We start from the raw sequence: 24,939 nt of genomic DNA, 5'->3' as shown, positions 1-24,939 counted from the left end.
GGGCAACGATCTGTTACACTAGGCATTCTCCTGCATCACACACCGCGTCATTCCTGACGCCGGATTGCCACCTTCCCAAGTCCATGAACACTGACAAACCGCTACTCGCGGGCATCGTCGATTCCGGCGCCTGCCTGCCCGCCGCATCGAACGCCGAGCTGGCCGACTTCGTGGAAAATGCCGTCGAAGGTCTGCACCGGGTGGGCCCGGACGGCACCATCCTGTGGGCCAACCGCGCCGAACTGCAGCTGCTCGGCTATGCATGGGACGAGTACGTCGGCCACCACATCGCCGACTTCCACGCCGATCCGGCCACGATCGACTACATCCTGACCACCCTGCTGTCGGGTGGGGCGCTGTACGACCAGCCGGCGCGGCTGCGCTGCAAGGACGGCTCGATCAAGCACGTGTTGATCCACTCGAACGGGCATTTCGAGGACGGCCGGCTGCGCTACACCCGCTGCTTCACGCGCGACGCGACCGAGCGGCACGAGCGCGACGTGGCGCTGGCCCAGCGCGACGCGATGCTGCTGAACGCGCCGGTGGCGGCGGCCCTGCTCATGGGGCCCGAGCTGCGTTTTCACCTGGTCAATCGCCGCTATCTGGAGCTGTTCGACTGCGACAATCCGGTCGGCCACACCTTCGGTGAAGCGTTTCCGCGCCTGGCCGGCAGCGGCGTGACGGAGCGGATCGCGCGCGTGTTCGCCACCGGCGAGCCGTATCACGCGGAAGAACTGGCGCTGAGCCGCCTCGATCCCCATGGACGGTTGGAAGAACGCTATTTCAAGTTCAGCCTGGAGCCGCTGGCGGGCGCCGACGCCCGGCCGGACGGCGTGATCGTGGTCGCGGTCGAGGTGACGGAACACGTGCGCAGCCGCCAGGCGATCGAGCGCGCCCACCGCGAGCGCGAGCAGTTGCTGGTGGACCTGGGCGCGGCCAGCCAGGCCAAGGACGAGTTCCTGGCGATGCTGGGCCACGAGCTGCGCAATCCGCTGTCGCCGATCGTCACCGCGCTGCAGCTGATGCGCATGCGTGGCGATGGCGCGCACGGTCGCGAGGGCGAGATCATCCAGCGCCAGGTGGACCACCTGGTGCGGCTGGTGGACGACCTGCTCGACGTCTCGCGCGTCACGCGCGGCAAGATCGAGCTCAAGATCGAGCGGGTCGAGCTGGCGCGGGTGATCGACAAGGCGGTCGAGATGGCGAGCCTGCTGATCGAGCAGCGCCGCCATCAATTGCAGGTCGAGATCGAGCCCGGCCTGGTGTGGGAAGGCGATCCGGTGCGGCTGGCGCAGGTGGTGTCGAACCTGCTGACCAATGCGGCGCGCTATACCGAGCCGGGTGGCCGGCTGTGGCTGCGCGTACTGCGCGACGGTCCCGATGCGGTCGAGATCAGCGTGCGCGACACCGGCATCGGCCTCGCGCCCGAGGTGCGCGAGCAGGTGTTCGAGCTGTTCTTCCAGGGCAAACGCAGCATCGATCGCGCCGAAGGCGGGCTTGGGATCGGGCTGGCGCTGGTGAAGAACATCGTCGAGCTGCATGGCGGCAGCGTCCATGCGCACAGCGAGGGGCGCGGCTTGGGCAGCGAGTTCGTGGTGCGTCTGCCGCTATGCAGCGCGGCCATCGTGCCGGCGCCATCGGCACCGGCGGCGCTGCCGGACGTTGCGCCGCAGCGCGTGCTGCTGGTGGACGACAATGCCGACGGCGCCGACACGCTGGGCCGCCTGCTGCGCGCGCATGGCCACACGGTCGAGGTGTACCACGAACCGGTCGGCGCGCTGGCGGCGGTCGAGCGCTTCCGGCCAGACGTGGCCTTGCTCGATATCGGCCTGCCGGTGCTGGACGGCTACCAGCTCGCCGCGCGCATCCGCTCCCTGCCTGGCGGACAGGGCTGCCGCCTGGTGGCGCTGAGCGGTTACGGGCTTGCGGCCGACCATGCGCGCAGCGAAGCGGCCGGCTTCGAGCGTCACCTGGTCAAGCCGGTCAATCCGGACGAGCTGGCGCGGGTGGTCGCGGCCGACGCCGCGACGGATTAAAATAGCCGCTTTCGACATTCAGGGGAGAAGTATATGAGCGAACTGCGGAGCGACCTGCGCCAGCAATTCATCGGTTTTTCGGTCGAGGCCGAAGTATTGAGGTTCGGCCAATTCACGACCAAGGCCGGCCGTCTGTCGCCGTACTTCTTCAACGCCGGCCTGTTCCATGACGGCGCCACGCTGGGCAAGCTGTCCCAGTTCTACGCCCAGACCCTGCTCGACTCCGGCGTCGAATTCGACATGCTCTTCGGCCCGGCCTACAAGGGCATCACCCTGGCCAGCGCCACGGCCGTGGCCCTGGCGGCGAAGGGCCGCGACACCTCGTTCGCCTACAACCGCAAGGAAGCGAAGGACCACGGCGAGGGCGGCACCATCGTCGGCGCCAAACTGCAGGGCAAGGTCGTGATCATCGACGACGTGATCTCGGCCGGCACCTCGGTGCGCGAATCGGTAACGATGATCCGCGCCGCCGGCGCCGAACCGGCCGCCGTCCTGATCGCCCTGGACCGCATGGAGCGCTCCGGCAAGGACGACGAATTATCCGAACTGTCCGCGGTACAAGAAGTCTCGCGCGAATTCAACATCCCCGTGATCTCGATCGCCAACCTCGAAGACCTGTTCACCTACCTCAACACCCACACCCAGGACGCGAGCCTGTCCCAGCACAAAGACGCCGTCGCCGCCTACCGCACCCGCTACGGCATCTAAAACAATTACCCAACAATTAGGGTCAGAGTAGATTTATTGGGCAATTCCTCAAAGTTGTCAAACAATTCGACTCTGACCCTATTTATTTTGTTGCTCTGCGGGCTCGATTTAATTTCCTGGTTATACAAAAGGCGGGAGTCGTCTGAGCGCTTGGGGATTGCGCCTAAAAATCGTTGGTTCCAGGGGAATTCGAACCGTCTGAGTAATGAGGGTCAGAGTCGAATTATTGAGCAATTTTTCGCTTGAGCTCAATAAGTGGGGACAGAGTGCGAGACTTGGGCAATTGCTTGCGCTTGAAAACAATGAGGGTCAGAGTCGAATTACCGGCAATTTTGGGAAATTGCTCAATAATTCTACTCTGACCCTCATTGTCGATGGGCTAGGGAGTTAGCCGGCGAGTTTTTGTTTTAGCAGTTCGGTGACTTGGGCGGGATTGGCCTTGCCTTTCGAGGCCTTCATCGCTTGGCCGATCAGGGCGTTGATGGCGGCTTCTTTGCCGGCGCGGTATTGTTCGACCGATTTGGCGTTGGCGGCCAGGACTTCGTCGACGATCGCTTCCAGCGCGCCCGTGTCGGAGATCTGCTTCAGGCCTTTCTGGTCGATCACGGTGTCGGCCAAGTTCTCGTCGTCCGATTTGGCTTCCCACATCGCGGCGAAGACTTCCTTGCCGGCCTTGTTCGAGATCGTGCCGTCGGCGATGCGCTTGAGCAGCAGCGCCAGTTGCGCCGCGTTCACCGGTGCGTCGCCGATGTCCACGCCTTCGCGGTTCAGGGTCGACGAGACGTCGCCCATCATCCAGTTGGCAGCCGCCTTGGCGTTTTCCTTGCCGGCCTTCGCCACCACGGCTTCGTAGTAGCCAGCCATCGCCTTCGACGAGGTCAGGACCAGGCTGTCGTACTCCGGCAGGCCGTACTCGCCCGTAAAGCGCGCGCGCAGGGCGCCTGGCAGTTCGGGCATCTCGGCCTTTACGCGGTCGATCCAGTCCTGGCCGATCACCAGCGGCGGCAGGTCGGGGTCTGGGAAGTAGCGGTAATCCTGCGCGTCTTCCTTGGTGCGCATCGAGCGCGTCTCTTTACGGTCCGGGTCCCACAGGCGCGTCGCCTGGATCACCTTGCCGCCGTCCTCGATCAGCTCGATCTGGCGCCGCACTTCATAGTGGATCGCCTCTTCCATGAAGCGGAACGAGTTCAGGTTCTTGATCTCGCAGCGGGTGCCGAATTCCTTCTGGCCGACCGGACGCACCGAGACGTTGACGTCGCAGCGGAACGACCCCTCCTGCATATTGCCGTCGCAGACGCCCAGCCACATCACCAGCGAGTGCAGCGCTTTCGCATACGCCACGGCCTCGTTCGCGCTGCGCATCTCGGGCTCGGACACGATCTCCAGCAGCGGCGTGCCGGCGCGATTCAGGTCGATGCCGCTCATGCCGGCATAGTCTTCATGCAGCGATTTACCGGCGTCTTCCTCGAGGTGGGCGCGGGTCAGGTTGACGGTCTTGGTCTCGAGCTTGCCGTCTTTTTCATAAGCGAAGCTGACGGTGCCGCCCTGGACCACCGGATCCTCGAACTGGCTGATCTGGTAACCCTTAGGCAGGTCGGGATAAAAATAATTCTTGCGCGCGAAGACCGACTGCGGCGCGATCTTCGCGCCGACCGCCAGGCCGAAACGGATCGCGCGCTCGACCGCGCCGCGGTTCAGCACCGGCAGCACGCCCGGCAGCGCCAGGTCGACGGGGCTGGCCTGCGTGTTCGGCTCGGCGCCGAAACGGATCGAGCTGCCGCTGAAGATTTTCGATTGGGTCGTGAGCTGGACGTGATTCTCAAGACCGATGACGACTTCCCATTGCATAGTGTTCTCTCTTTGTTCAGTAGCGTCGCGGATCACACGCCTTCGGGCGTACGCTGGTGCCAGTCGGTCGCCTGCTGGTACTGGTGCGCGATGTTCAGCAGCTTCGCCTCGGCGAAGTAGTTGCCGATGATTTGCAGGCCCACCGGGCGCTTGCCGTTCTTGTCGCCGGTGCCGAAACCGCAGGGGATCGACATGCCGGGCAGGCCGGCCAGGCTGGTCGACAGCGTGAAGATGTCGGCCAGGTAGTTCGCCACCGGGTCATTGGCCTTGGAGCCCAGGTCCCATGCCACCGTCGGCGCCACCGGTCCCATGATCACGTCGCATTTGTCGGCGAAGGCGGCCTGGAAGTCGTCGGCGATCAGGCGCCGGATCTTTTGCGCCTGCACGTAATAGGCGTCGTAGTAGCCGTGGCACAGCACATAGGTGCCGACCAGGATGCGGCGTTTGACCTCGCTGCCGAAGCCTTCGGCGCGGGTTTTGCGGTACATGTCCTGCAAATCCTTGTACTCCGCAGCGCGGTGGCCGTAGCGCACGCCGTCGAAGCGCGACAGGTTCGACGAGGCTTCGGCCGGCGCGATGATGTAATAGGTCGGAATCGACAGCGCCGTCTTCGGCAGCGAGATGTCGACCAGGACAGCGCCCAGTTTCACGAACTGCTCGAGCGCCGCGCGCACCGCGCCTTCGACGTCGCTAGCCAGGCCTTCGCCGAAGTATTCAGACGGCACGCCGATGCGCAGGCCGTCCAAAGGTTTGTTCAAGTCGCGCGTATAGTCTTCGCGCAGATTGCCCTGCTCGACCGTGAGGCTGGTCGAATCGCGTTCGTCGAAGCCGATCATTTCGTTGAGCAGCAGCGCGCAATCCTCGGCGGTCTGGGCGATCGGGCCGCCCTGGTCCAGCGACGAGGCGAAGGCGATCATGCCGAAACGCGACACGCGGCCATAGGTCGGCTTGATGCCGGTGACGCCGCAGAAGGCGGCCGGCTGGCGGATCGAGCCGCCGGTGTCGGTCGCGGTGGCGGCCGGCGCCAGGCGCGCGGCGATCGCCGCGGCCGAGCCGCCCGACGAACCGCCCGGCACGGCGCTGGCATCCCACGGGTTCTTCACCGCGCCATAGGCCGAGTTCTCGTTGGCCGAACCCATCGCGAATTCGTCCAGGTTGACCTTGCCCAGGGTGACCATGCCGGCCGCCTTGAAGCGGTCGACGACGGTCGCATCGAAGGGGCTGACGTAACCGTCGAGCATCTTCGAGCCGGCCGTGGTGCGCCAGCCGCGGGTGACGAAAATGTCCTTGTGCGCGATCGGCACGCCGGTCAGCGGGCCGGCCGTACCCTGCGCCAGGCGGTCGTCGGCCGCCGCGGCCTGGGCCAAGGTCAGTTCGTGGTCCACGTGCAGGAAGGCGTTGTGCCCGCTCGCGTCGATGCGGCCGAGGTAGTGGCGCGCCAGCTCGGTCGCGGACACCTGTTTCGAGTGCAGGAGCGCGGACAGCTCCTTGATGGTCTTGTTATGCATGTGCGGTTCGATCTTTAAGCGATTCGTGAAAGCGGCGGTTTACTCGATGACCTTCGGCACCAGGTACAGGCCATCCTGCGCCTTCGGCGCCGGCGCCTGGTAGTCCTCGCGGCGGTTCTCTTCGGTCACCGCATCGTCGCGCAGGCGCAGCGGCAGGGCCAGGATGGCCGACAGCGGCTGGGCCAGCGGCGCCACGCCGGTGGTATCGACCGCCTGCATCTGCTCGGCCAGCGCGAAGATGCCGTTCAGCTCGGCCAGCGCGGTCTCGGCATGGGCTTCGTCCATGTCGAGCTGGGCCAGATTGGCGATGCGTTTTACGTCGGAAAGGGTCAGGGACATGGCTATATGGCACGCCATCAGCGCGCAAAAAGTGATTCGGCGAATAATGAATGTTAGCAAGTTGTCAGCGAACGGCTTCTTAAAGGCGATAAAACCCTGCAAACACCGTCCAAATCGCTTGCAATTCGGTGGGGAAAACCACCTGTATTCAGCATGTAAACGACAAATTATAAGGTAGAATGGCGGGCTAATGCGTTGTCGTGCCGAAAGCCCGGCACCCGCGCATGCGAAGTCCGCGGTGCCCATTGCTTGGCAGGTGCGGCACAGAATCCCCGATCAATGTTTAGGCGCACATTGATGCGCATCAGGACACCCATGTTTGGTTTTTTACGCAGCTACTTCTCGAATGACCTGGCGATCGACCTCGGCACCGCCAACACGCTGATCTACGTCCGCGGCCTGGGCATCGTCCTGGACGAGCCGTCGGTGGTCGCGATCCGCCAGGAAGGTGGCCCGAACGGCAAGAAGACCATCCAGGCAGTCGGCAAGGAAGCCAAGCAGATGCTCGGCAAGGTACCCGGCAATATCGAAGCGATCCGCCCGATGAAGGATGGCGTGATCGCCGACTTCACCGTCACCGAACAGATGCTCAAGCAGTTCATCCGCATGGTGCACGACTCGAAATTCTTCCGTCCGTCGCCGCGCATCATCATCTGCGTGCCGTGCGGCTCGACCCAGGTCGAGCGCCGCGCGATCCGCGAATCGGCGCTCGGCGCCGGCGCCTCGCAGGTCTACCTGATCGAAGAGCCGATGGCGGCCGCGATCGGCGCCGGCCTGCCGGTCTCGGAAGCGACCGGCTCGATGGTGGTCGACATCGGCGGCGGCACCACCGAAGTGGGCATCATCTCGCTGGGCGGCATGGTCTATAAAGGCTCGGTGCGCGTGGGCGGCGACAAGTTCGACGAAGCCATCGTCAACTACATCCGCCGCAACTACGGCATGCTGATCGGCGAACAGACCGCCGAAGCGATCAAGAAGGCGATCGGCTCGGCGTTCCCGGGTTCCGAAGTCAAGGAAATGGAAGTCAAGGGCCGCAACCTGTCCGAAGGCATCCCGCGCTCGTTCACCATTTCGAGCAACGAGATCCTGGAAGCCCTCACCGATCCGCTGAACCAGATCGTGTCGGCCGTGAAGAACGCGCTGGAACAGGCGCCGCCGGAACTGGGCGCCGACATCGCCGAAAAAGGCATGATGCTGACCGGCGGCGGCGCGCTGCTGCGCGACCTGGATCGCCTCCTGATGGAAGAAACCGGCCTGCCGGTGCTGGCCGCCGAAGATCCGCTCACCTGCGTGGTGCGCGGCTCGGGCATGGCCCTCGAGCGCATGGACAAGCTTGGTTCGATCTTCTCGTACGAATAAGACGCACATGATCGACGGGGGCGGGCAGGGCGTGCGGTCACAAGCTGCGCGCATCTGCCCGCCTTGGTATTGATCGCCCGCGTTATCACCAACGGACGTCATGGAATACAGTCCTCCGCCGCTGTTCAAACAAGGCGCCCCAGCACGAGTCAAGGCGATGGTCTGCGCACTGATCGCCATCGTATTGCTGTTCGTCGACGCCCGCATGGGATTGCTGTCCGGCGTGCGCCAGGTCGCGGCCACCGTGCTCTATCCGATGCAGATGGCGGCCCTGATGCCACGCGAGGCGCTGGCCAATATGGGCGATTATTTCTCGTCGCTGTCGACCTTGCAGAAGGAAGTCCAGGCCCTCAAGCACCAGGAGCTGGCGCGCGCCCAGTTGCTGCAGCAGGCCCAGTTCCAGATGGCCGAGAACGCGCATCTGCGACGCCTGATGGAAGGCAAGCAGCAGTTGCCGGTGCAGTCGCAGATGGCCGAGATCCTGTATGACGCACGCGACCCGTCCACCCGCCGCATCGTGATCAACCGCGGTTCGCGCGACGACGTGTCGCTCGGCCTGCCGGTGATCGACCACGCCGGCGTGGTCGGCCAGGTCACCCGCGTGTTCCCGTTCACCTCCGAAGTCACGCTGCTGACGGACAAGGACCAGGCCATTCCGGTGCAGGTGCTGCGCAGCGGCTTGCGCAGCATCGTCTATGGCCGCGGCAATACGGGCCTGCTCGACCTGCGCTTCGTGGCCCAGGACGCCGACATCCAGGTGGGCGACGTGCTGGTGACCTCGGGCCTGGACGGGATATACCCGGCCGGCCTGGCGGTGGCGCGCGTGACCCAGGTCGAGAAGGCCGCCGGCTCGTTCGGCCGCGTGGTCGGCCAGCCGCTGGCCGGCATCGACCGCAATCGCCAGGTGCTGGTGATCATGTCGCACAATGCCTTGCCGCCGCGCCCGGGTCCGGAGGCGCCGCCTGCCGCCAGCCGACGCAATATGCCGAAGATGGCGCCGGTGCCGCCGCTGCCGCTGCCGGCCTCGCCGCTGCCGGCGGCCGGCGGGCCCGCCGCCCCGGCCCCCACCAATGGCGCGCCGACGCCGGCCAGCCAGCCTGCGGCGACTCCACCGGCCACGCCACGTCCGGCGGCCGCCACGCCACCTGCAACGACTGCGACCGCGCCTGCGCCGGCCGCCCGAACGGAGTAAGCCGCCATGCCCGGTCGCCGTCCGCATTACATCCTGCTGCCCGTCAGCCCGCTGTTCATCGCCTTCAGCCTGGTGTGCGCCTTCATGCTCAACCTGATGCCCTGGGGCCGCTGGGTCGGGGCGCCCGACTTCGTCGCGCTGGTGCTGGTGTTCTGGGGCATCCACCAGCCGCGCAAGGTCGGCATCGGCGTCGCCTTCTGCATGGGCCTGTTGATGGACGTGCACGACGCCAGCCTGCTGGGTGAGAACGCGCTCGCCTACACCGTGCTGTCCTACCTGGCCATCATGATCCACCGCCGCGTGCTGTGGTTCCCGCTGCTGACCCAGGCCATGCACGTGTTCCCGCTGCTGCTGCTGGCCCAGGCCATCCAGCTGGTCGTGCACATGATCGTTTCCGGCCGCTTCCCCGGCCTGCTGCCGTTCGTCGAGAGCGTGGTGGCGGTGGCCATGTGGCCGGTGATCACCTGGCTGCTGCTGGCGCCGCAGCGGCGCGCCGTCGACCGCGACCATACCCGCCCGATCTGACGAGGTTTTTTCGAGAATGACCGAGTTCAAGGACAGCGACCGCGAGATCCACCAGTTCCGGATGCGCCTCACGGCGCTGGTGGCGCTCGTCTTCATCTGCTTCGGCCTGCTGGTCGCGCGCGTGGTCTGGCTGCAGGTGCTGCACCACGACCAGTACGCGGCGCAGGCCGAGGACAACCGCATCGCGCTGGTGCCGATCGTGCCCAACCGGGGCCTGATCGTGGACCGCAACGGCGTGGTCCTGGCGCGCAACTATTCCGCCTATACGCTCGAGATCACGCCGTCCAAGCTGCAGGCCGACATGGAATCGGTGATCGACGAGCTGGCCAAGCTGGTGGCGATCGATGCGCGCGACCGGCGCCGCTTCAAGCGCCTGCGCGAAGAGTCGCGCAGCTTCGCCAGCGTGCCGCTGCGCACCCGCCTGACCGATGACGAGGTGGCGCGCTTCACCGCCCAGCGTTTCCGTTTTCCCGGCGTCGAGGTGCAGGCGCGCCTGTTCCGCCAGTACCCGATGGGCGAGGTGGCCTCGCACGTGATCGGCTACATCGGCCGCATCAACGCCAAGGAAGCCGCCGCGATCGAGGAGGGTGACGACGCCGCCAACTACAACGGCACCGACCATATCGGCAAGGAAGGCGTCGAGAAGCGCTACGAGCGCCAGCTGCACGGCGTCACGGGCTACGAGCAGGTGGAGCGCTCGGCCGGCGGCCGCGCGATCCGCACGCTCAAGCGCACGGCGCCGGTCCCGGGCAGCAACCTGATCCTGTCGATCGACATCGAGCTGCAGAAGGTCGCCGAGGAAGCCTTCGGCGACCACCGCGGCGCGCTGGTGGCGATCGAACCGTCAACCGGCGACGTGCTGGCCTACGTCTCGCGGCCCGGCTTCGATCCGAACCTGTTCGTCGACGGCATCGATTACCAGAGCTGGAACGAGTTGAACACCTCGCTCGACCGGCCACTGATGAACCGTCCGCTGTCGGGCACCTATCCGCCTGGTTCGACCTTCAAGCCCTTCATGTCGCTGGCGGCGCTCGAGATGGGCTACCGCCGTCCGCAGGACGCGATCCGCGACCCCGGCTTCTTCATGCTGGGCGGGCACCGCTTTAACGACGACAAGCCGGGCGGCCACGGCATCGTCAATATGTACCACTCGATCGCCCACTCCTGCGACACCTATTACTACCAGCTGGGCAACGAGATGGGGATCGACAACATCTCCAAATTCATGCGCGAATTCGGTTTCGGCCAGCCGACCGGGATCGATCTCGATCATGAAAAAGTCGGCGTGCTGCCGTCGAAGGAATGGAAGGCCGAGCGCTTCAAGCGCAACCGCGCGGCCCAGAAATGGGTGGGCGGCGACACCATCTCGATCTCGATCGGGCAGGGCTTCAACCACTACACCATGCTGCAGCTGGCGCATGCGACCGCGATCCTGGCCAATGACGGCGTGGTGATGAAGCCGCACCTGGTCAAGATGATCGAGGACGGCATCACCCGCGAGCGCACCCTGACGGTGCCCAAGGAAACCCGGCGCCTGGCGATGAAGCAGGAGCACCTCGACTTCATCAAGGATGCGATGGCCGGCGTGATGCGCGAAGGCACCGGGCAACGCGCCTTCTCCACCGCCACGTATTCCTCGGCCGGCAAGACCGGCACTGCGCAGGTGATCGGCCTGCGCGGCAAGAAGTACGATGCCAATGCGATCGACGAACGCCATCGCGACAACGCGCTGTTCACCGCCTTCGCGCCGGTCGAGCAACCGCGTATCGCGCTGGCGATGGTGGTCGAGAATGCCGGCTTCGGCGGCGTCGTGGCGGCGCCAATCGCGCGCAAGGTGCTCGATTACGCCATCCTCGGCAAGCGTCCGGCGCCACCGCCGGAACCGAAGGAAGGCGCTCGTCCCGTCACCGTCAAGAAGGCGGCGCCGGCTGCGGCCCCCGTCATCGCCACCCGAACCGAGTAAGCCATGGCCCATATTCCAGAACGGCGCTCGCTGCGCCGCCGCCTGCGCCCGTATTTCACGGTGTTCGACCTGCCGCTGACCCTGATCCTGGCCATGCTGGTGACGATCAGCATGGTCACCATGATGTCGGCCGGCGCCGATTTCCCGGACCGGGTCGAGCACCAGATCCGCAACTTCCTGTTGTCGTTCGCGGTGATGTGGGTGGCCGCGAACATCGCGCCGCAAAACCTGATGCGGCTGGCGGTGCCGGTCTACGCGATCGGCGTGTCCCTGCTGGTCGCGGTCGCGATGTTCGGCCTGATCAAGAAGGGCGCGCAGCGCTGGCTGCACATCGGCGTCATCGACATCCAGCCATCCGAGATCATGAAGATCGGCCTGCCGCTGATGCTGGCCTGGTACTTCCAGACCCGGGCCCAGGTGGCCGGCTGGCGGCATTACATCGTGGCCGCCGTGATCCTGATGATCCCGGTCGCCCTCATCATGGAGCAGCCCGACCTGGGCACCTCGCTGCTGGTCGCGTCGTCGGGCCTGTACGTGATCTTCCTGGCCGGCCTGTCGTGGAAGGCGATCGCCGCGGTGACGGTGAGCGTGCTGGCCTTCCTGCCGATCGGCTGGTCGATGATGCACGACTACCAGCGCCAGCGGGTGATGACCCTGATCGACCCGACCTCCGACCCGCTGGGCAAGGGCTTCCACATCATCCAGTCGATCATCGCGATCGGCTCCGGTGGCCTGAACGGCAAGGGCTATATGCAGGGCACCCAGGGCTACCTGGAATTCGTGCCGGAACGCACTACCGACTTCGTGTTCTCCGTGTATTCCGAGGAATTCGGCCTGATTGGCAACCTGTTCCTGCTGTTCGTCTACCTGCTCCTGATCGGACGCGGCCTGATGATCGCGGCCAATGCGCCGAACACCTTCGGCCGCCTGCTGGCCGGCTCGATTGCGATGATTTTCTTTACTTATGCCTTCGTCAATATGGGCATGGTCTCAGGGATATTGCCTGTCGTGGGGGTGCCGCTACCCTTCATGAGTTACGGCGGCACGGCATTTATCACACTCGGCCTTGGCGCCGGCATATTGATGAGTATTCAAAGACATCGTAAACTGGTGCAGACTTAGATTTCATAAAGGACAGCCAATGGGCGTTCGTACAAGCTTCCTGGCGGTCATACCGGTTGCCATCCTGGTATCGGCCTGCAGCAGCACCGGAGAACACAAACGGCTCAATCCTTTCCCCTGGCCACATAAACCGACCGCCAAGCATGGCAAGGCGCCCCAGCTACCGGCCGCCAAGTCGGGCCGCGGCGGCTATTACAAGGATGACGGCCCCGGCGACAACATCCCCGACGGCCTGCTTGACGTGCCGGACGCCGTGGTCAAGGCCGAGCCTTTCAACAAGTGGACCAGCCGTCCCTACACGGTGCTGGGCAAGACCTATACGCCGCTGGGGAATGACGTGCCGTATAGCGCGCGCGGCGTCAGCACCTGGTATGGCGTCAAATTCCACGGCCAGCGCACGGCGTCCGGCGAACTGTACGATATGTACAAGATGACGGCCGCGCATCCGACCCTGCCGATTCCGTCCTATGTGCGGGTGACCAGCCTCGATACCGGCAATTCGGTCGTGGTGCGCATCAACGACCGCGGCCCCTTCCACGCCAGCCGCATCATCGACGTTTCGTACACGGCGGCGCTCAAGCTCGGCCTGCTGGGCAAGGGGAGCCACGAAGTCGAGATCGAGCGCCTGTTCCCGGGCGATCCGATCGTCCCGCCGGCGCAGATCGCCGCCGTGCGGCGCGAAGTCGCATCGATCGCGCAATCGGCGCCGCCCGAGATCGAGGCACTGATGCTGGAAGACCGGATCCATTCCGATAGCGCGGCGCTGGTGAGGCAGGCCGAGCCGGCTGCTGACGAGCCGGAGCCGGCGCCGGCCAGCGCCGGCCGCTATTTCATCCAGTTCGGCGCCTATGGCCGGGCCGGCACCGCCGAGGCGATGGGCCAGAAGATCACCAATGCCGGCGTCGAGTTGGGCAAGCTCGAGGTGGTGAAAGTAGGTTCGCTGAACCGCCTGTATGGCGGTCCCTATGCCAGCCGCGCCGAAGCGATGGAAGCGATGCGCGCGTTGCCCTCCAGCCTGGGCTTCAAGCCGATCGTGGTCCAACGCTGATCTTCTCGCACTTGTTCGGGCTGGTGCCGCCACGCCCATGAAAAATGGCCGGCGAACCGGCCATTTTTGCGAGCGGAAAGGAACCGCTTATGCCTGTGCAGCGCTGCGACGGCGGCGCAGGAAGCCGATCGCGGCCAGGCCGGCGCCTGCCAGCAGGACGCTCGACGGCTCAGGCACTTCGCCCGGCTGTTCGACCTGATCTTCCACTTTGGTGTAGTCGAGCAGGAACTGGGAGTTGGTGAGCATCAGGTCGCCCAGGACTTTCAGCTTGAACGTCATTTGGCCATCGTTCAGCAGGGCATCGATGATGGACTGGTTCGTCACGGTGCCGCTGATGGTGAATTCACCAGTGTAGGCATTTTTCACAGTGGTGGTCGTAGTCGTGGTGTTCGAGTATTGGTCGTGCGAAGCGAAGCAGGCGATGAACCAGACCGTGCACTTTTTGCCGTCATAAATTTCTTGGAAGCTCGGTGCGCTGGTTTCGCTCGAGTGGACGAGCTGCGTGCTGCCGCTGCCGAGCAGGAAATTGCCGAACCACAGGGCAACGCTTTCCTGTTCACCGGTGTAGGTATTGGTGGTGGCGACCGTCACATCACGGTGGGATTCGCCATGCTTGACACTGCCATACGCGCCTTCCTTGCGGTCGCTGGTCGACACCAGCTTCATCACCTCGCCATCGTCCTTGAACGAGAACGAATACGACAGGCTATTGAAAGTGTATTTCTCTGGCGGCGCGGTGTTGTTGGTGAAGACAGCCTTGTAGTGGCCCTGGTCCAGCATTCCATTCGACAGCGAGCCGTCCAGCGCGATAGGTGCAGCGAAAGCAGTGGTCGACAGCGTGGCGGCAGCAAGCAGCAAGGCAGTAGCGATTCGGTTCATGTTATCCCCTTGGAAAGTGAAATTATATTGAAACAACTTGATTTGATATATAGCAAGTAGTGTGCCAAAGATATAAGTATTTGTTTTCGTTAATAATTTTTTCTTGAGAAAAACTAAGTGTAAAGATATTCGACACTCCAGATGCTCATCCGCACGCGCCACATATAAAAAAAGCGCACCGGATGGCGCGCTTTCATGGCTCGACGAGTGGCCGGGACGTCAGCTGCAGGTGCCCAGGCCCGCATTGGGAAAGTTACCGACAACCGTGGTCAGGCGAATGCGTGTCCCGGCGTCGATCGCCCTGTATTGGTAGGCGGCGCGCATGACCTGCGGGCCACGCGGCAGCACCCGCACACCGCGCACGCCCTGGCGCTGCAGCTGGCCCACCAGTTTCTGGGCCGCGCTATCGGTCTTGAACACACCGAGTGAAATCGCCCAGCGCAGCGGCGAATCGCCCTGCATGGTGTAAAAATTCTCGACACCACGTTCCTTGAGCTCAGCGGAGCTGCGCTGGGCGCCTTCGCGGCCACCGTTCGGCGGCAGGTAGACTAGGCGGCTGGTCACTTCCTGGAACGGCACCTCGACCCGCGTCTGGCGCGCGGCCAGGTCGAGAGAGGCAACCCGCGCCTCGAAGCGGCGGGCATCGGCGACGCTGAAGGGGCCGGCCTGCACGCAGGCGATCAGGTCTGGCGCAACGGCGACCGGCGCCGGCGATGGTGCGGCGGCGGACGGCTCGGCAGGCGCTTCGGTATCGCTGGCTTCCTCGGCTTCCGCCTCGTCCAACGCGCGCTTGGCCTCGACCGCCGTCAGCTGCGAGATACGTTCGGGCGCCAGCTGGTTCTTCAGCCGCGCCGGTTCGCGTTCGCCGGCCCCTGGCTGGCCGAGGATGCCCTGGCCATAGGCCAGCAGCGCCGCGTTCGCGGCCAGCAGCGCCCAGAATACGAATTTCAGCAAGGCGTTTCCCCTTTCGTCGATGCGGCCGCCGCCTGCAGGCCGACCAGCACGATATTATCGACCACCTGGTGCGCGACCTTGAGCGCCGGCGCGATATATGGCGCCGCGCCGCCCGAGACGATGCAGGCCGAGGCGCCGTGTCCGGCCACGGCGCGCTCGATGGCGCCGGCCTGGGCCGACAGCACGCCGGAGAGAATCGCGTCATTCGTGTTGTCGCCGAACAGCGCCGGCAGGGCGCCCGGCGCCACCTGCGGCAGTTGTGCCGTATTGCTGGCCAGGCTGGACGCCATCAGCGCCAGGCCGGGCAGGATCATGCCGCCCACGAACAAGCCGTCCGCCGTGACCGCGTCGACCGTGGTCGCGGTGCCGCAGGTGGCGACGACCAGGTCCCGGCCGGGCGCCAGGGCGCGCGCGCCGATGGCGGCGGCGAAGCGGTCGCAGCCCAGCCGGCCCGGCTCGCGGTAGCCGTTGCGCAGGCCGGCGCGCTCAAAAGTGGAGGCGAACCATTCGACCTCGATCCCCGCCGGCAGCAGGGCCGCGATGCGCGTGGCCAGCTGCGGACCGGCCACGTTCGACACCAGCGCGCGAGTCACGCCGGCCAGCGCCCATTCGGCTGCCGCTTCATCGAGCCCGGCGTGCAGCACGGCGCCGTGAAAGCGCCACATGCCGAGGGCGCTCGCATCGTCGGCCAGCGCCCACTTGACGCGGGTATTGCCCGCGTCGACCAGCAGCATCATGTCTTCACCCGCAGCGAGACGTCGCCGGCCATCACCGTGATCCGGCCCTCCGCCGTGTCGAGCAGCAGGCGGCCGCTGTCGTCGACGCCGGCGGCGCGGCCCTCGTGCCGCACCGTGCCCTGGTCGAGCAAGACCACGGTCTCGCCCTGCCAGGCGTGGCGCAGGTTCCAGCGCGCGGCGAAGGCCGCGAAGCCGCGTGCGGAAAATTCGCTCAAGCAGGCGGCCAGGCCGTCGAGCAGGGCCGCCATCAGGACGTCGCGCTCCATGCGCGCCAGCCAGGGCACGCCGGCGGCGCTGCGGCCTAGCTGCGCCTCCATCTCGTCCGGCATCAGGAGGTTCAGGCCGATGCCGATCACGGTCCAGGTGCCGCCGCCCGGCGCGGACTGGGTTTCGACCAGGATGCCGGCCAGCTTGTCGCCATCCTTGAGCAGGTCGTTCGGCCATTTCAATTGAACTTGCTGACCCAGCGCGCCGAGCGTCTCGGCCAGCGCCACGCCGATTGCCAGCGGCAGGCCGACCAGCGCCTGCGGGCCGCCGTCGAATTTCCAGGCCAGCGAAAAAGTCAGCGAACCTTCAGGCGAAGACAGCCAGCTGCGGCCGGCGCGGCCGCGGCCGGCGGTCTGGTGTTCGGCCACCAGCAGCAGCGGCGCGGGCAGCAGCGCGGCGCGCGCCAGCAGGTCGGCATTGGTGGAGCCGGTCTGCGCCACGACTTCGACCGCCACGCCGGCCTTCGACAGCGCGCGGATGCCTTCGGCGTTCATGCTTCCCCCTGGCGCTGTTTGGTCGGCGCGCGCGCGAACAGGCGGTCGAACACAAAGTTTGGCAGCAGGCGCAGCAGCTTGGCCACGACGCCCATCTGCCAGGGCAATACACGGTAGCTGTCGCCGTGCGCGATCACGGCGGCGGCGTGCGCCGCGAAGCGGTCGGCGGGCATCAGGAATGGCATGGGAAAACGGTTCTTGCTGGTCATGGGCGTATCGATATAACCGGGGGCGATCGTCACCACCCGGATGTTGGTGGCGCGCAGCTCGAGCCGCAGCGCTTCGCAATAGCTATGCACGGCGGCCTTGCTGGCGCAGTAGGCGCCGGCGCCGCGCATGCCGCGCACGCCCGCTACGCTGCCGATGCCCACCAGGCGGCACGGCGTCGCCTGCCGCCGCATGGCGGGGATGAAAGGAGCGAAGGTGGCGACCGTGGCATTTACATTGGTGGCGAACACCGCGTCGAACACGGCCAGGTCGGCCGCGCGGTCGGTGAGCGTGCCGTGCGAGATGCCGGCGCTGGCGATGACGACGTCGGCGCCGCCATTGGTGGCGAGGAAGTCATGCGCGGCGGCGGCCAGGCCATCGCGATCGAGCACGTCGACCGCGTAGATGTGATGCCGTTCGGGGTGGGGCAGCGAGGCGGCAAGCGCGACCAGGTGGTCGCGCCGCCGCGCCAGCAGGCCGAGCGTGGCGCCGCGCGCGGCGTATTCGCGCGCCAGGGCGGCGCCGATGCCGCTCGAGGCGCCGGTGATGAAGACGCGCTCCGTCCGCGTCATCGTGGGATCAGCGCTGGTTGCGCACGATGGCGACGTCGATGCCGCTGTCGAGCAGCTTGGCGCGCGCCTTGTTGACGGCTTCGACTTGCGAATAAGGACCGACCCGCACCCGGTGCAGCACGCCGCTGTCGGTGGTGCGGTCGCTGATCGCAGCCTCGAAGCCGAGCAGGGCCAGCTTGGCGCGGGTGTTCTCGGCATCCGACATTTCGCGGAAGGCGCCGGCCTGCAGGTAATAGATATAGCCGTCGGTCACGGCCGCGGCGCCAGGGGCGGGAGCGGCGGTGTTTACCGGGGCCGGCGGCGGTGGCGGCGCGCTCGGGCGCGGCTCCTGCATGCCGGCGATGGCGGCGCCCAGCGGGTCGGAATCGGGCTGTTGTTGCGGCGCCTTCGGCACGGTCGCCGGTGCGCTCGGCTGGGCCGGCGCCTGCGGCACCGGGACCGGCGCCCGGTTGCCGTACATCGGCTTGTTGGGATCGGACGCCTGGCTCGGCTCGAGGTCGGCCGGGCGGCCCATCTTGTTGGAGCGGTCGGTGAACGGCGAGGCGCCCTTGGTGATCACGAGCGCGACCGCCACCGCGATACCCAGGCCGACGATCAGGCCGATGATGATGCCGGTCAGGGTGCTGCCGCGTTGGTAGCGTTGGCTAAGCTTCGATACGGTACGGATGTCGGTCATGACGCTTTCTGGTGATGAAACGTTGGGCTTGTACTACCTGCGCCTTACATCTTGTCCGGCGCCGAGACGCCGATCAGGGCCAGGCCGTTGCGCAGCACCTGGCGGGTGGCGGCGGCCAGCGCCAGGCGGGCCAGCTTGAGGGCTTCGCTGTCGTCGAGCAGCCACTTGTGCGCGAAGTAGTAGCTGTGCAGCTCGCCGGCCAGTTCGCGCAGGTAGAACGCGACCTGGTGCGGGCCGAGTTCGGCCTGCGCGCGCTGCAGCATCTCGGGGTAGGCGGCCAGCTTGGCCAGCAGTTGCGACTCGTGCGATTCGGTCAGCGGCGACAGATCGACCTTGGCCAGGCTGGCGACGTCGCCGCCCCAGTTGGCCAGCGCCGAGCAGATGCGCGCGTGGGCGTACTGCACGTAGTAGACCGGATTCTCGTCATTGGTCGCGAGGGCGACGTCGACGTCGAACACGAACTCGGTGTCGGCCTTGCGCGAAATCAGGAAGAAACGCACCGCGTCGCGGCCGCGCGTGACGTCGCCATTGCCCGACCATTCGATCAGGTCGCGCACGGTGACGTAGGAGCCGGCGCGCTTGGAGATCTTGACCTCTTCGCCGTTCTTCATCACGGTGACCATCTTGTGCAGCACGTAGTCGGGGTAGCCCTGCGGGATGCCGATGTTCACCGCCTGCAGGCCGGCGCGCACGCGCGCGATGGTGCCGTGGTGGTCGCTGCCCTGGATATTGATCGCCTGGTCGAAGCCGCGGCGGAATTTCTGGATGTGGTAGGCGACGTCGGGCACGAAATAGGTATAGGTGCCGTCGGACTTGCGCATCACGCGGTCCTTGTCGTCGCCGTAGTCGGTGGTCTTGAGCCACAGGGCGCCGCCGTCTTCGTAGGTCTTGCCGGCATCGACCAGGGCCTGCACCGCCGTCTCGACCTTGCCGTCGGCGTACAGCGACGATTCGAGGTAGTAGTTGTCGAACTTGACGCCGAAGGCCTGCAGGTCCTGGTCCTGCTCGTTGCGCAGGTAGGTGACCGCGAAGCGGCGGATCGATTCGATGTCTTCCACGTCGCCGCTGGCGGTGGCCGGTGCGCCGTCGCTGGCCGACACGGTTTTTTTGGCCAGGAAGTCGGCCGCGATGTCGGCGATGTAGTCGCCGTTATAGGCCGACTCGGGCCATTCGGCGTCGCCCGGCTTGAAGCCGCGTGCGCGCGCCTGCACCGAGGTGGCCAGGGTGGCGATCTGGACGCCGGCGTCGTTGTAGTAGAACTCGCGGGTCACTTCGATGCCCTGCGATTCGAACAGCGACGACAGCGCATCGCCCAGCGCGGCCTGGCGGCCGTGGCCGACGTGCAGCGGGCCGGTCGGGTTGGCCGAGACGAATTCGATGATCGCATGGTGGCCGCTGGCGGCGCCGGCGCGGCCGAAGGCCTCACCCTGCTCGAGCACGTCGCGCACCACCGCCTGCTTGGCGGCGGCGGCCACGCGCAGGTTGATGAAGCCGGGGCCGGCGATGTCGGCCGATTCGATCAGGCCCTGCGCGCCCGGCTCGGCCTGCAGCGCGGCGACCAGGCGGGTGGCCAGTTCGCGCGGATTGGTCTTGAGCTGCTTGGCCAGCTGCATGGCGATATTGCAGGCGATGTCGCCGTGCGAAGGATCGCGCGGACGCTCCAGCACCACGTTGGGGGCCAGGTCGGTGCCGGCGACGATCGGGGCGAGGGCTGCCTGGAACAGGGCAACGATTTGTTGTTTTTGTTGGGCGAGCATGGGAATGGTCGAAAAATTAGGTACTACGTATGGGCGGCGCCTCTTATCGGGAAGATGAGCAGGCAAACAGTGCACATTATACTAGTTTGATGCCACGCTTTGGCTGGCCACGGCGTTCGCGATTGGCGGTTCAACAACCATATTAAGCGTCGCCAAAGGCATAACCGTTACAATGGGAGCCCATTTTCGCAACATTTTATTCGCCATGACTGACAAGCGTCCAACGCTCACCCTGAAACCCAAGGCCAGGCCCGCCGCCGACCGGCGCACCGCGGGCGCGGTCGGCCGCAATCCGGGGCAGGGCGGCCAGGGCGCCGCGGGTCGTGGCAGCGGCAAACCAGGGCCGGCCGCGTCCGGCCAGCCGCGTCCGGGCAACCCCGAAAGTCGTCCGGTCGGCAAGCCGCCGCGGGTGCAGGGAGGCGACTTCCCGGGCCAGTCGCGTCCGGCGCGCGAGGAACCCCGGCTGCGCGAGAGCCACGAAGTGAAAGTCGCGCCGCAGCGCGACTTCCGTCCCGACCTCAAATCCGACTCGCTGGCCCTGGCGCTGCTGGGCGCCGCCAGCGCCGTGGCGCGCGTGCGCGGCGGCAGTGCGCTGCCGCAGGCCCTGTCTGCCGTATTCGGCGCCTACGACGCCACGCCGCAGGCGCGCGGCGCGATCCAGGACATCGCCTATCGCACCATGCGCCAGCTGGGCCGCAGCGAGACCCTGCTGGGCCTGATGACGAGCAAGGCGCCCGAGCCGCCAATGCTGGGCGGCCTGCTGTGCGCGGCCCTCTCCCTGCTCGATACGCCCGAGGGCCAGGCCGCCCCCTATGAGGCCTTCACCGTGGTCGACCAGGCCGTCAGCGCGGCCGCGGCCCATCCCGATTTCGCCCATGCCAAGGCCATGGTCAATGCCGTGCTGCGGCGCTTCCTGCGCGAGCGCGAGGCGCTGGTCGAGCAAGCCCTGCGCGAGCCGCTGGCGCGCTTCAATTATCCGCAGTGGTGGATCGACACCATGCGCGCGGCCTATCCGCACGAGTGGGAAGCGGTGCTCGCGGCCGGCAACGTCCATCCGCCGCTGACCCTGCGCGTGAATCGCCGCAAGACTGACGTCGCCGCCTATCTGGACACCCTGAACGACGCCGGCCTGCAGGCCGAACAGGTGGGCTTGACCGCGGTGCGCCTGGCCCACGCCGTCAACGTGGCCCAGATCCCGGGCTTCGCCGATGGCGTGGTGTCGGTGCAGGACGCCGGCGCCCAGCTGGCCGCGCCGCTGCTCGACCTCAGGGACGGCATGCGGGTGCTGGATGCCTGCGCCGCCCCCGGCGGCAAGAGCGGCCACATTCTCGAGACGGCCGACGTGCAGCTGACGTCGGTCGATACCGACGCGGCGCGCCTGGCGCGCGTGGGCGACAACCTGGGCCGCCTGGGCCTGGACGCGACCCTGCTGGCCGCCGACGCCGGCAGCCGCGATTGGTGGGATGGCCGTCAATACGATCGTATCCTGGCCGACGTGCCGTGCACCGCCTCGGGCATCGTGCGCCGCCACCCGGATATCCGCTGGCTGCGCCGCAAGTCGGATACATCCCAACTTGCAACACTTTCTTCCAAAATACTCGACAATCTTTGGCAGATGTTGCTGCCCGATGGTAAATTGCTGTTCGTGACATGTTCGCTCTGGCCCCAGGAATCGGAGGCGCAGGCAGCCGCTTTCGCGGCTCGCCATGACGCGGTCCGCCTCGACGCGCCGGGCCAACTCCTGCCGCTCGGCGGCGCCGGACAGGATCATGACGGTTTGTTCTACGCCCTGTTCCAGAAGAAAGCGGCGTAAGTTCTTTTACACTACGCGCATTTTTTAAGGCCCCGGCTCACCCGTGACGTTACGACTTTTACGCCTCCTCGCCTGCCAGCTGCTGCTGGCGCTTGCGTGCGTTGGTGCGTGGGTACCGGCGCAGGCGGCCGACGGGATCGAGATCAGCCGCGCGGCGATCGAAGCGAGCGACGACGGCTACCGGCTCAACACGGTCTACGATTTCGAGCTCAACAGCGGCCTGAGGGATGCGCTCCAGCACGGCGTGCAACTGCATTTCACCACCGAGATCGAGCTGGTGCGGCCACGCTGGTGGTGGCGCGACGAGCGGGCGGTATCCGCCAAGCGCACCATCCGCATTTCCTATGACGTGCTGACGCGCCAGTATTACGTGACGGTGGTCGGCTCCTTCCAGGAACGCTTCCAGACCTTCGAGGATGCGATGTTCATGGTGCGCCGGCCGACCCGCTGGCTGATCGCACCCAAGGGCAAGCTCAAGCCAGGTGAGGAGTATGAGGTCTCGCTGCGCATGTACATGGACCGCGAATACCTGCAAAAACCCCTGCAGGTCAACGCCTTCAACGATTCCGACTGGCGCCTGACGTCCAGCCGGAAGACCTTTACCTATCGTGCAGAGTAGACCGGTCAACCAGGTCTTGCGCTACGCCCTCGTCGTGGGCTGCGCCGTGGTGTGCATCCTGCTGTTCCTGCTCGCATCGGCCTCGGCCAATTCCGAATTCCTCGGCCGTTACTATGGCTGGCTGATCGGACTGATCGGCGCAGTGGCCTTCGTGCTGCTGGCCTTCGTCGCGGTCGCCCTTGGCCGCCTGTACTCGCGCCACAAGGCCGGCAAGTTCGGCTCGCGCCTGATGGCGAGACTGGTGCTGCTGTTCGCCGGCATCGGCATCCTGCCCGGCGTCGTCATCTTCATGGTGTCGGTGAATTTTGTCTCCCATTCGATCGACTCCTGGTTCGACGTCAAGATCGAATCGGCGATCGAGTCGGGCCTGAACCTGGGCCGCGCCGCGCTCGACGAATCGCTGGCCGAACTGGGCGCGACCGCGCAGACCGCCGCCGCGACCCTGGCGGGCCAGGGCGACATGAGCGCGCAGCCGGTGCTGGCGCGCCTGCTGGCCGACACCAGCGGCCTGCAAAGCGCGATGCTGGTCGACGAGAAGGGCGCGGTGCTGGCCGCCGCGCTGGAAGACCGCGGCGCCAACCTCGCGGCCGACGCGCCCAACGAACGCATGCTGCGCAGCGCCGCGATGCCGGGCGGGTATGCGCTGGCCGAAGGCGGGGTCGATCGCGACCTGAGCGAAGAGGGGCTCGACGGCGTCTCGAGCGCGCTCGACGCCGTCACGGGCCTGCGCCTGCGCGTGGTGCTGGCCGTGCCCGAGCCGCCCGGCGCGCCGCAGCGCTACCTGCAGCTGCTGCAGTCGGTGCCGGTCAACCTGGCCTCGAACGCCGAGGTGCTGCGTTCGGCCTACAGCGAATACCGCCTGCGCCTGGAGGCGCGCACGGGCCTGCGCAAGATGTACATCGGGATGCTGACATTGACCCTGCTGCTGGCGATCTTCGGCGCCGTCGGCAGCGCCTTCCTCATCGCCGGCAACCTGGCGCAGCCGCTCTTGGTGCTGGCCGAGGGCACGCAGGCGGTGGCCGAGGGCGACCTGTCGCCCAGGCCGATCGTCCAGACCAAGGACGAACTGGGCACGCTGACGCAATCGTTCAATGCCATGACCGGCCAGCTGTTCGAGGCCAGGAGCGCGGTCGAGCGCAACCGCGCCGCGCTGCAAAGCGCCAAGGCCCACCTGGAATCGGTGCTGGCCAATATGTCGGCCGGCGTGATCGTGCTCGACGCCGAAGGCCTGGTGGTGAACTCGAACGACGCCGCCTACCGCATCCTGCAGGTGGAACCGGGCGCGATGGCCGGGCCGCTGGCCCGGATTCCGGGCCTGGAACACTTCTCGAACTGCATCACGCGCGCCTTCTCGGCCCAGAGCGCGCACTCGGCGGCCGAGCGGCGCAAGCGCGCCCACTGGCAGCAGCAGATCGAGATCCCGCGCCGCGGCAGCGGCGACGAACACGACCACGACCTGGTGCTGCTGGCGCGCGGCTCGCGCCTGCCGGTGGGCGCCGACAGCGGCTTCATCGTCGTGTTCGACGATATCTCGGACGTGATCACGGCCCAGCGCTCGGTGGCCTGGGGCGAAGTCGCGCGGCGCCTGGCGCACGAGATCAAGAACCCGCTCACGCCGATCCAGCTGGCGGCCGAGCGCATGCAGATGAAGCTCGAGGGCAGCCTGCCGCCGAAAGAGGCCGAGCTGCTCAAGCGCGGCACCACCACCATCGTCAACCAGGTCGACGCCATGAAGCGCATGGTCGACGATTTCCGCGACTACGCGCGCACGCCGCCGGCAACGCTCGACCAGCTCGACCTGAACAGCCTGATCGGCGAGATCCTGAACCTGTACCTGGCCGAGGATGGTCACGACATCATCCACGCCAGCCTGGCGCCCGACCTGCCGCGCGTGATGGGCGACGCCACCCAGCTGCGCCAGGTGATCCACAACCTGGTGCAGAACGCCCAGGATGCGCTGGTCGAGCGCGGCCCCGATGCCCCGCCGCCGCGCGTGGACGTGAGCACCGAGGCGATCCACTACACCGGCGCCGACGGCCTGCAGGGCGTCGCGGTGCGCCTGGCGATCGTCGACAACGGCCCCGGTTTCGCCCCGCGAATCCTGGCGCGCGCCTTCGAACCGTATATCACCACCAAGGCCCGCGGCACCGGCCTGGGCCTGCCCATGGTCAAGAAGATCGTGGACGAACACGGCGGCCGGATCGACGTCGGCAACCGTACAGATGGAACTGGCGCGGCAGTGTCGATTTTGCTGTTAAAGTTATCCCAAGACCCAGCCCCATCAGCAAACTTGGCTTAAGTGCAAAAAAACTTATA

At 66.2% G+C, this 24,939-nt stretch carries 21 protein-coding genes; 11 read left to right on the top strand and 10 right to left on the bottom strand.

The window, feature by feature from the left end; all coding sequences use genetic code 11:
• Nucleotides 1–83: 83 nt before the first annotated feature.
• On the top strand, nt 84–2,036 hold the full coding sequence (locus tag FVD38_RS21085; protein WP_147936600.1) for a hybrid sensor histidine kinase/response regulator: 1,953 nt from the start codon (nt 84–86) through the stop codon (nt 2,034–2,036).
• 33 nt (nt 2,037–2,069) lie between these two features.
• Nucleotides 2,070–2,744, top strand: a complete 675-nt coding sequence (pyrE, locus tag FVD38_RS21080; protein ID WP_123070754.1) for an orotate phosphoribosyltransferase — start codon at nt 2,070–2,072, stop codon at nt 2,742–2,744.
• A 387-nt stretch (nt 2,745–3,131) separates the two neighbouring features.
• On the opposite strand, the gene gatB is transcribed toward pyrE, so the two are convergent.
• The 3 genes from gatB to gatC are packed head-to-tail and all read right to left on the bottom strand — an operon-like array spanning nt 3,132 to nt 6,439.
• Nucleotides 3,132–4,592: an Asp-tRNA(Asn)/Glu-tRNA(Gln) amidotransferase subunit GatB gene (gene gatB / locus FVD38_RS21075; protein WP_147936599.1), complete on the bottom strand. Its 1,461-nt coding sequence runs from the start codon at nt 4,590–4,592 to the stop codon at nt 3,132–3,134.
• A gap of 32 nt (nt 4,593–4,624) precedes the next feature.
• Entirely contained in the window at nt 4,625–6,100 is a 1,476-nt protein-coding gene (gatA, locus tag FVD38_RS21070; RefSeq protein ID WP_147936598.1) for an Asp-tRNA(Asn)/Glu-tRNA(Gln) amidotransferase subunit GatA, read from the bottom strand.
• Between the two features lie 39 nt (nt 6,101–6,139).
• Entirely contained in the window at nt 6,140–6,439 is a 300-nt protein-coding gene (gene gatC / locus FVD38_RS21065; protein ID WP_147936597.1) for an Asp-tRNA(Asn)/Glu-tRNA(Gln) amidotransferase subunit GatC, read from the bottom strand.
• Between the two features lie 315 nt (nt 6,440–6,754).
• On the opposite strand from gatC, the gene FVD38_RS21060 reads away from it, so the two are divergent.
• The 6 genes from FVD38_RS21060 to FVD38_RS21035 all read left to right on the top strand — a co-directional run bounded on the left by FVD38_RS21060 (nt 6,755) and on the right by FVD38_RS21035 (nt 13,648).
• The gene (locus FVD38_RS21060) at nt 6,755–7,798 is read left to right on the top strand and encodes a rod shape-determining protein (RefSeq protein ID WP_005667820.1); all 1,044 of its coding nucleotides are present in this window, start codon (nt 6,755–6,757) and stop codon (nt 7,796–7,798) included.
• A 100-nt stretch (nt 7,799–7,898) separates the two neighbouring features.
• Complete coding sequence (mreC, locus tag FVD38_RS21055) at nt 7,899–8,990, top strand: rod shape-determining protein MreC (RefSeq protein ID WP_147936596.1); 1,092 nt, start codon at nt 7,899–7,901, stop codon at nt 8,988–8,990.
• 6 nt (nt 8,991–8,996) lie between these two features.
• Nucleotides 8,997–9,515 (top strand): rod shape-determining protein MreD, encoded by a 519-nt coding sequence (gene mreD, locus FVD38_RS21050; protein ID WP_123070366.1) that lies wholly within the window; start codon nt 8,997–8,999, stop codon nt 9,513–9,515.
• Between the two features lie 16 nt (nt 9,516–9,531).
• Nucleotides 9,532–11,478 carry a penicillin-binding protein 2 gene (gene mrdA, locus FVD38_RS21045; protein WP_147936595.1) on the top strand — a complete coding sequence of 649 codons (1,947 nt, stop codon included), beginning with the start codon at nt 9,532–9,534 and terminating at the stop codon, nt 11,476–11,478.
• Between the two features lie 3 nt (nt 11,479–11,481).
• The gene (gene rodA, locus FVD38_RS21040; protein ID WP_147936594.1) at nt 11,482–12,600 is read left to right on the top strand and encodes a rod shape-determining protein RodA; all 1,119 of its coding nucleotides are present in this window, start codon (nt 11,482–11,484) and stop codon (nt 12,598–12,600) included.
• A gap of 19 nt (nt 12,601–12,619) precedes the next feature.
• Entirely contained in the window at nt 12,620–13,648 is a 1,029-nt protein-coding gene (locus FVD38_RS21035; RefSeq protein ID WP_147936593.1) for a septal ring lytic transglycosylase RlpA family protein, read from the top strand.
• An 87-nt stretch (nt 13,649–13,735) separates the two neighbouring features.
• Here FVD38_RS21035 and FVD38_RS21030 read toward each other — a convergent pair whose 3' ends face one another.
• The 7 genes from FVD38_RS21030 to argS form a co-directional block, all read right to left on the bottom strand.
• The gene (locus FVD38_RS21030; RefSeq protein ID WP_147936592.1) at nt 13,736–14,527 is read right to left on the bottom strand and encodes a PEP-CTERM sorting domain-containing protein; all 792 of its coding nucleotides are present in this window, start codon (nt 14,525–14,527) and stop codon (nt 13,736–13,738) included.
• Between the two features lie 219 nt (nt 14,528–14,746).
• Entirely contained in the window at nt 14,747–15,481 is a 735-nt protein-coding gene (locus FVD38_RS21025) for an SPOR domain-containing protein (protein WP_147936591.1), read from the bottom strand.
• Nucleotides 15,475–16,218, bottom strand: a complete 744-nt coding sequence (locus FVD38_RS21020) for a type III pantothenate kinase (RefSeq protein WP_147936590.1) — start codon at nt 16,216–16,218, stop codon at nt 15,475–15,477. The genes FVD38_RS21025 and FVD38_RS21020 overlap by 7 nt, the downstream gene beginning before the upstream one ends.
• Nucleotides 16,215–16,979: a biotin--[acetyl-CoA-carboxylase] ligase gene (locus FVD38_RS21015; protein WP_147936589.1), complete on the bottom strand. Its 765-nt coding sequence runs from the start codon at nt 16,977–16,979 to the stop codon at nt 16,215–16,217. The genes FVD38_RS21020 and FVD38_RS21015 overlap by 4 nt, the downstream gene beginning before the upstream one ends.
• On the bottom strand, nt 16,976–17,758 hold the full coding sequence (locus FVD38_RS21010; RefSeq protein ID WP_147936588.1) for an SDR family oxidoreductase: 783 nt from the start codon (nt 17,756–17,758) through the stop codon (nt 16,976–16,978). The genes FVD38_RS21015 and FVD38_RS21010 overlap by 4 nt, the downstream gene beginning before the upstream one ends.
• 7 nt (nt 17,759–17,765) lie before the next feature.
• Nucleotides 17,766–18,434, bottom strand: coding sequence for an SPOR domain-containing protein (locus FVD38_RS21005; protein WP_147936587.1), 669 nt, complete (start codon nt 18,432–18,434; stop codon nt 17,766–17,768).
• 44 nt (nt 18,435–18,478) lie between these two features.
• The gene (gene argS / locus FVD38_RS21000) at nt 18,479–20,191 is read right to left on the bottom strand and encodes an arginine--tRNA ligase (protein ID WP_147936586.1); all 1,713 of its coding nucleotides are present in this window, start codon (nt 20,189–20,191) and stop codon (nt 18,479–18,481) included.
• A gap of 205 nt (nt 20,192–20,396) precedes the next feature.
• Between argS and rsmB the strand changes: the two genes are divergently transcribed.
• From rsmB to FVD38_RS20985, 3 genes are read left to right on the top strand one after another with little or no spacing between them, the layout of a single operon-like run.
• The gene (rsmB, locus tag FVD38_RS20995) at nt 20,397–22,004 is read left to right on the top strand and encodes a 16S rRNA (cytosine(967)-C(5))-methyltransferase RsmB (protein ID WP_229493864.1); all 1,608 of its coding nucleotides are present in this window, start codon (nt 20,397–20,399) and stop codon (nt 22,002–22,004) included.
• Nucleotides 22,005–22,047: 43 nt separating this feature from the next.
• Nucleotides 22,048–22,623 (top strand): DUF4390 domain-containing protein, encoded by a 576-nt coding sequence (locus FVD38_RS20990; RefSeq protein ID WP_123070795.1) that lies wholly within the window; start codon nt 22,048–22,050, stop codon nt 22,621–22,623.
• Nucleotides 22,613–24,922, top strand: coding sequence for a sensor histidine kinase (locus tag FVD38_RS20985; protein ID WP_147936585.1), 2,310 nt, complete (start codon nt 22,613–22,615; stop codon nt 24,920–24,922). The genes FVD38_RS20990 and FVD38_RS20985 overlap by 11 nt, the downstream gene beginning before the upstream one ends.
• Nucleotides 24,923–24,939: the final 17 nt, after the last annotated feature.

Source organism: Massilia arenae (assembly GCF_008014745.1).
Lineage (GTDB): Bacteria > Pseudomonadota > Gammaproteobacteria > Burkholderiales > Burkholderiaceae_D > Telluria > Telluria arenae.
This window is presented reverse-complemented; position numbering and strand designations above follow the sequence as displayed.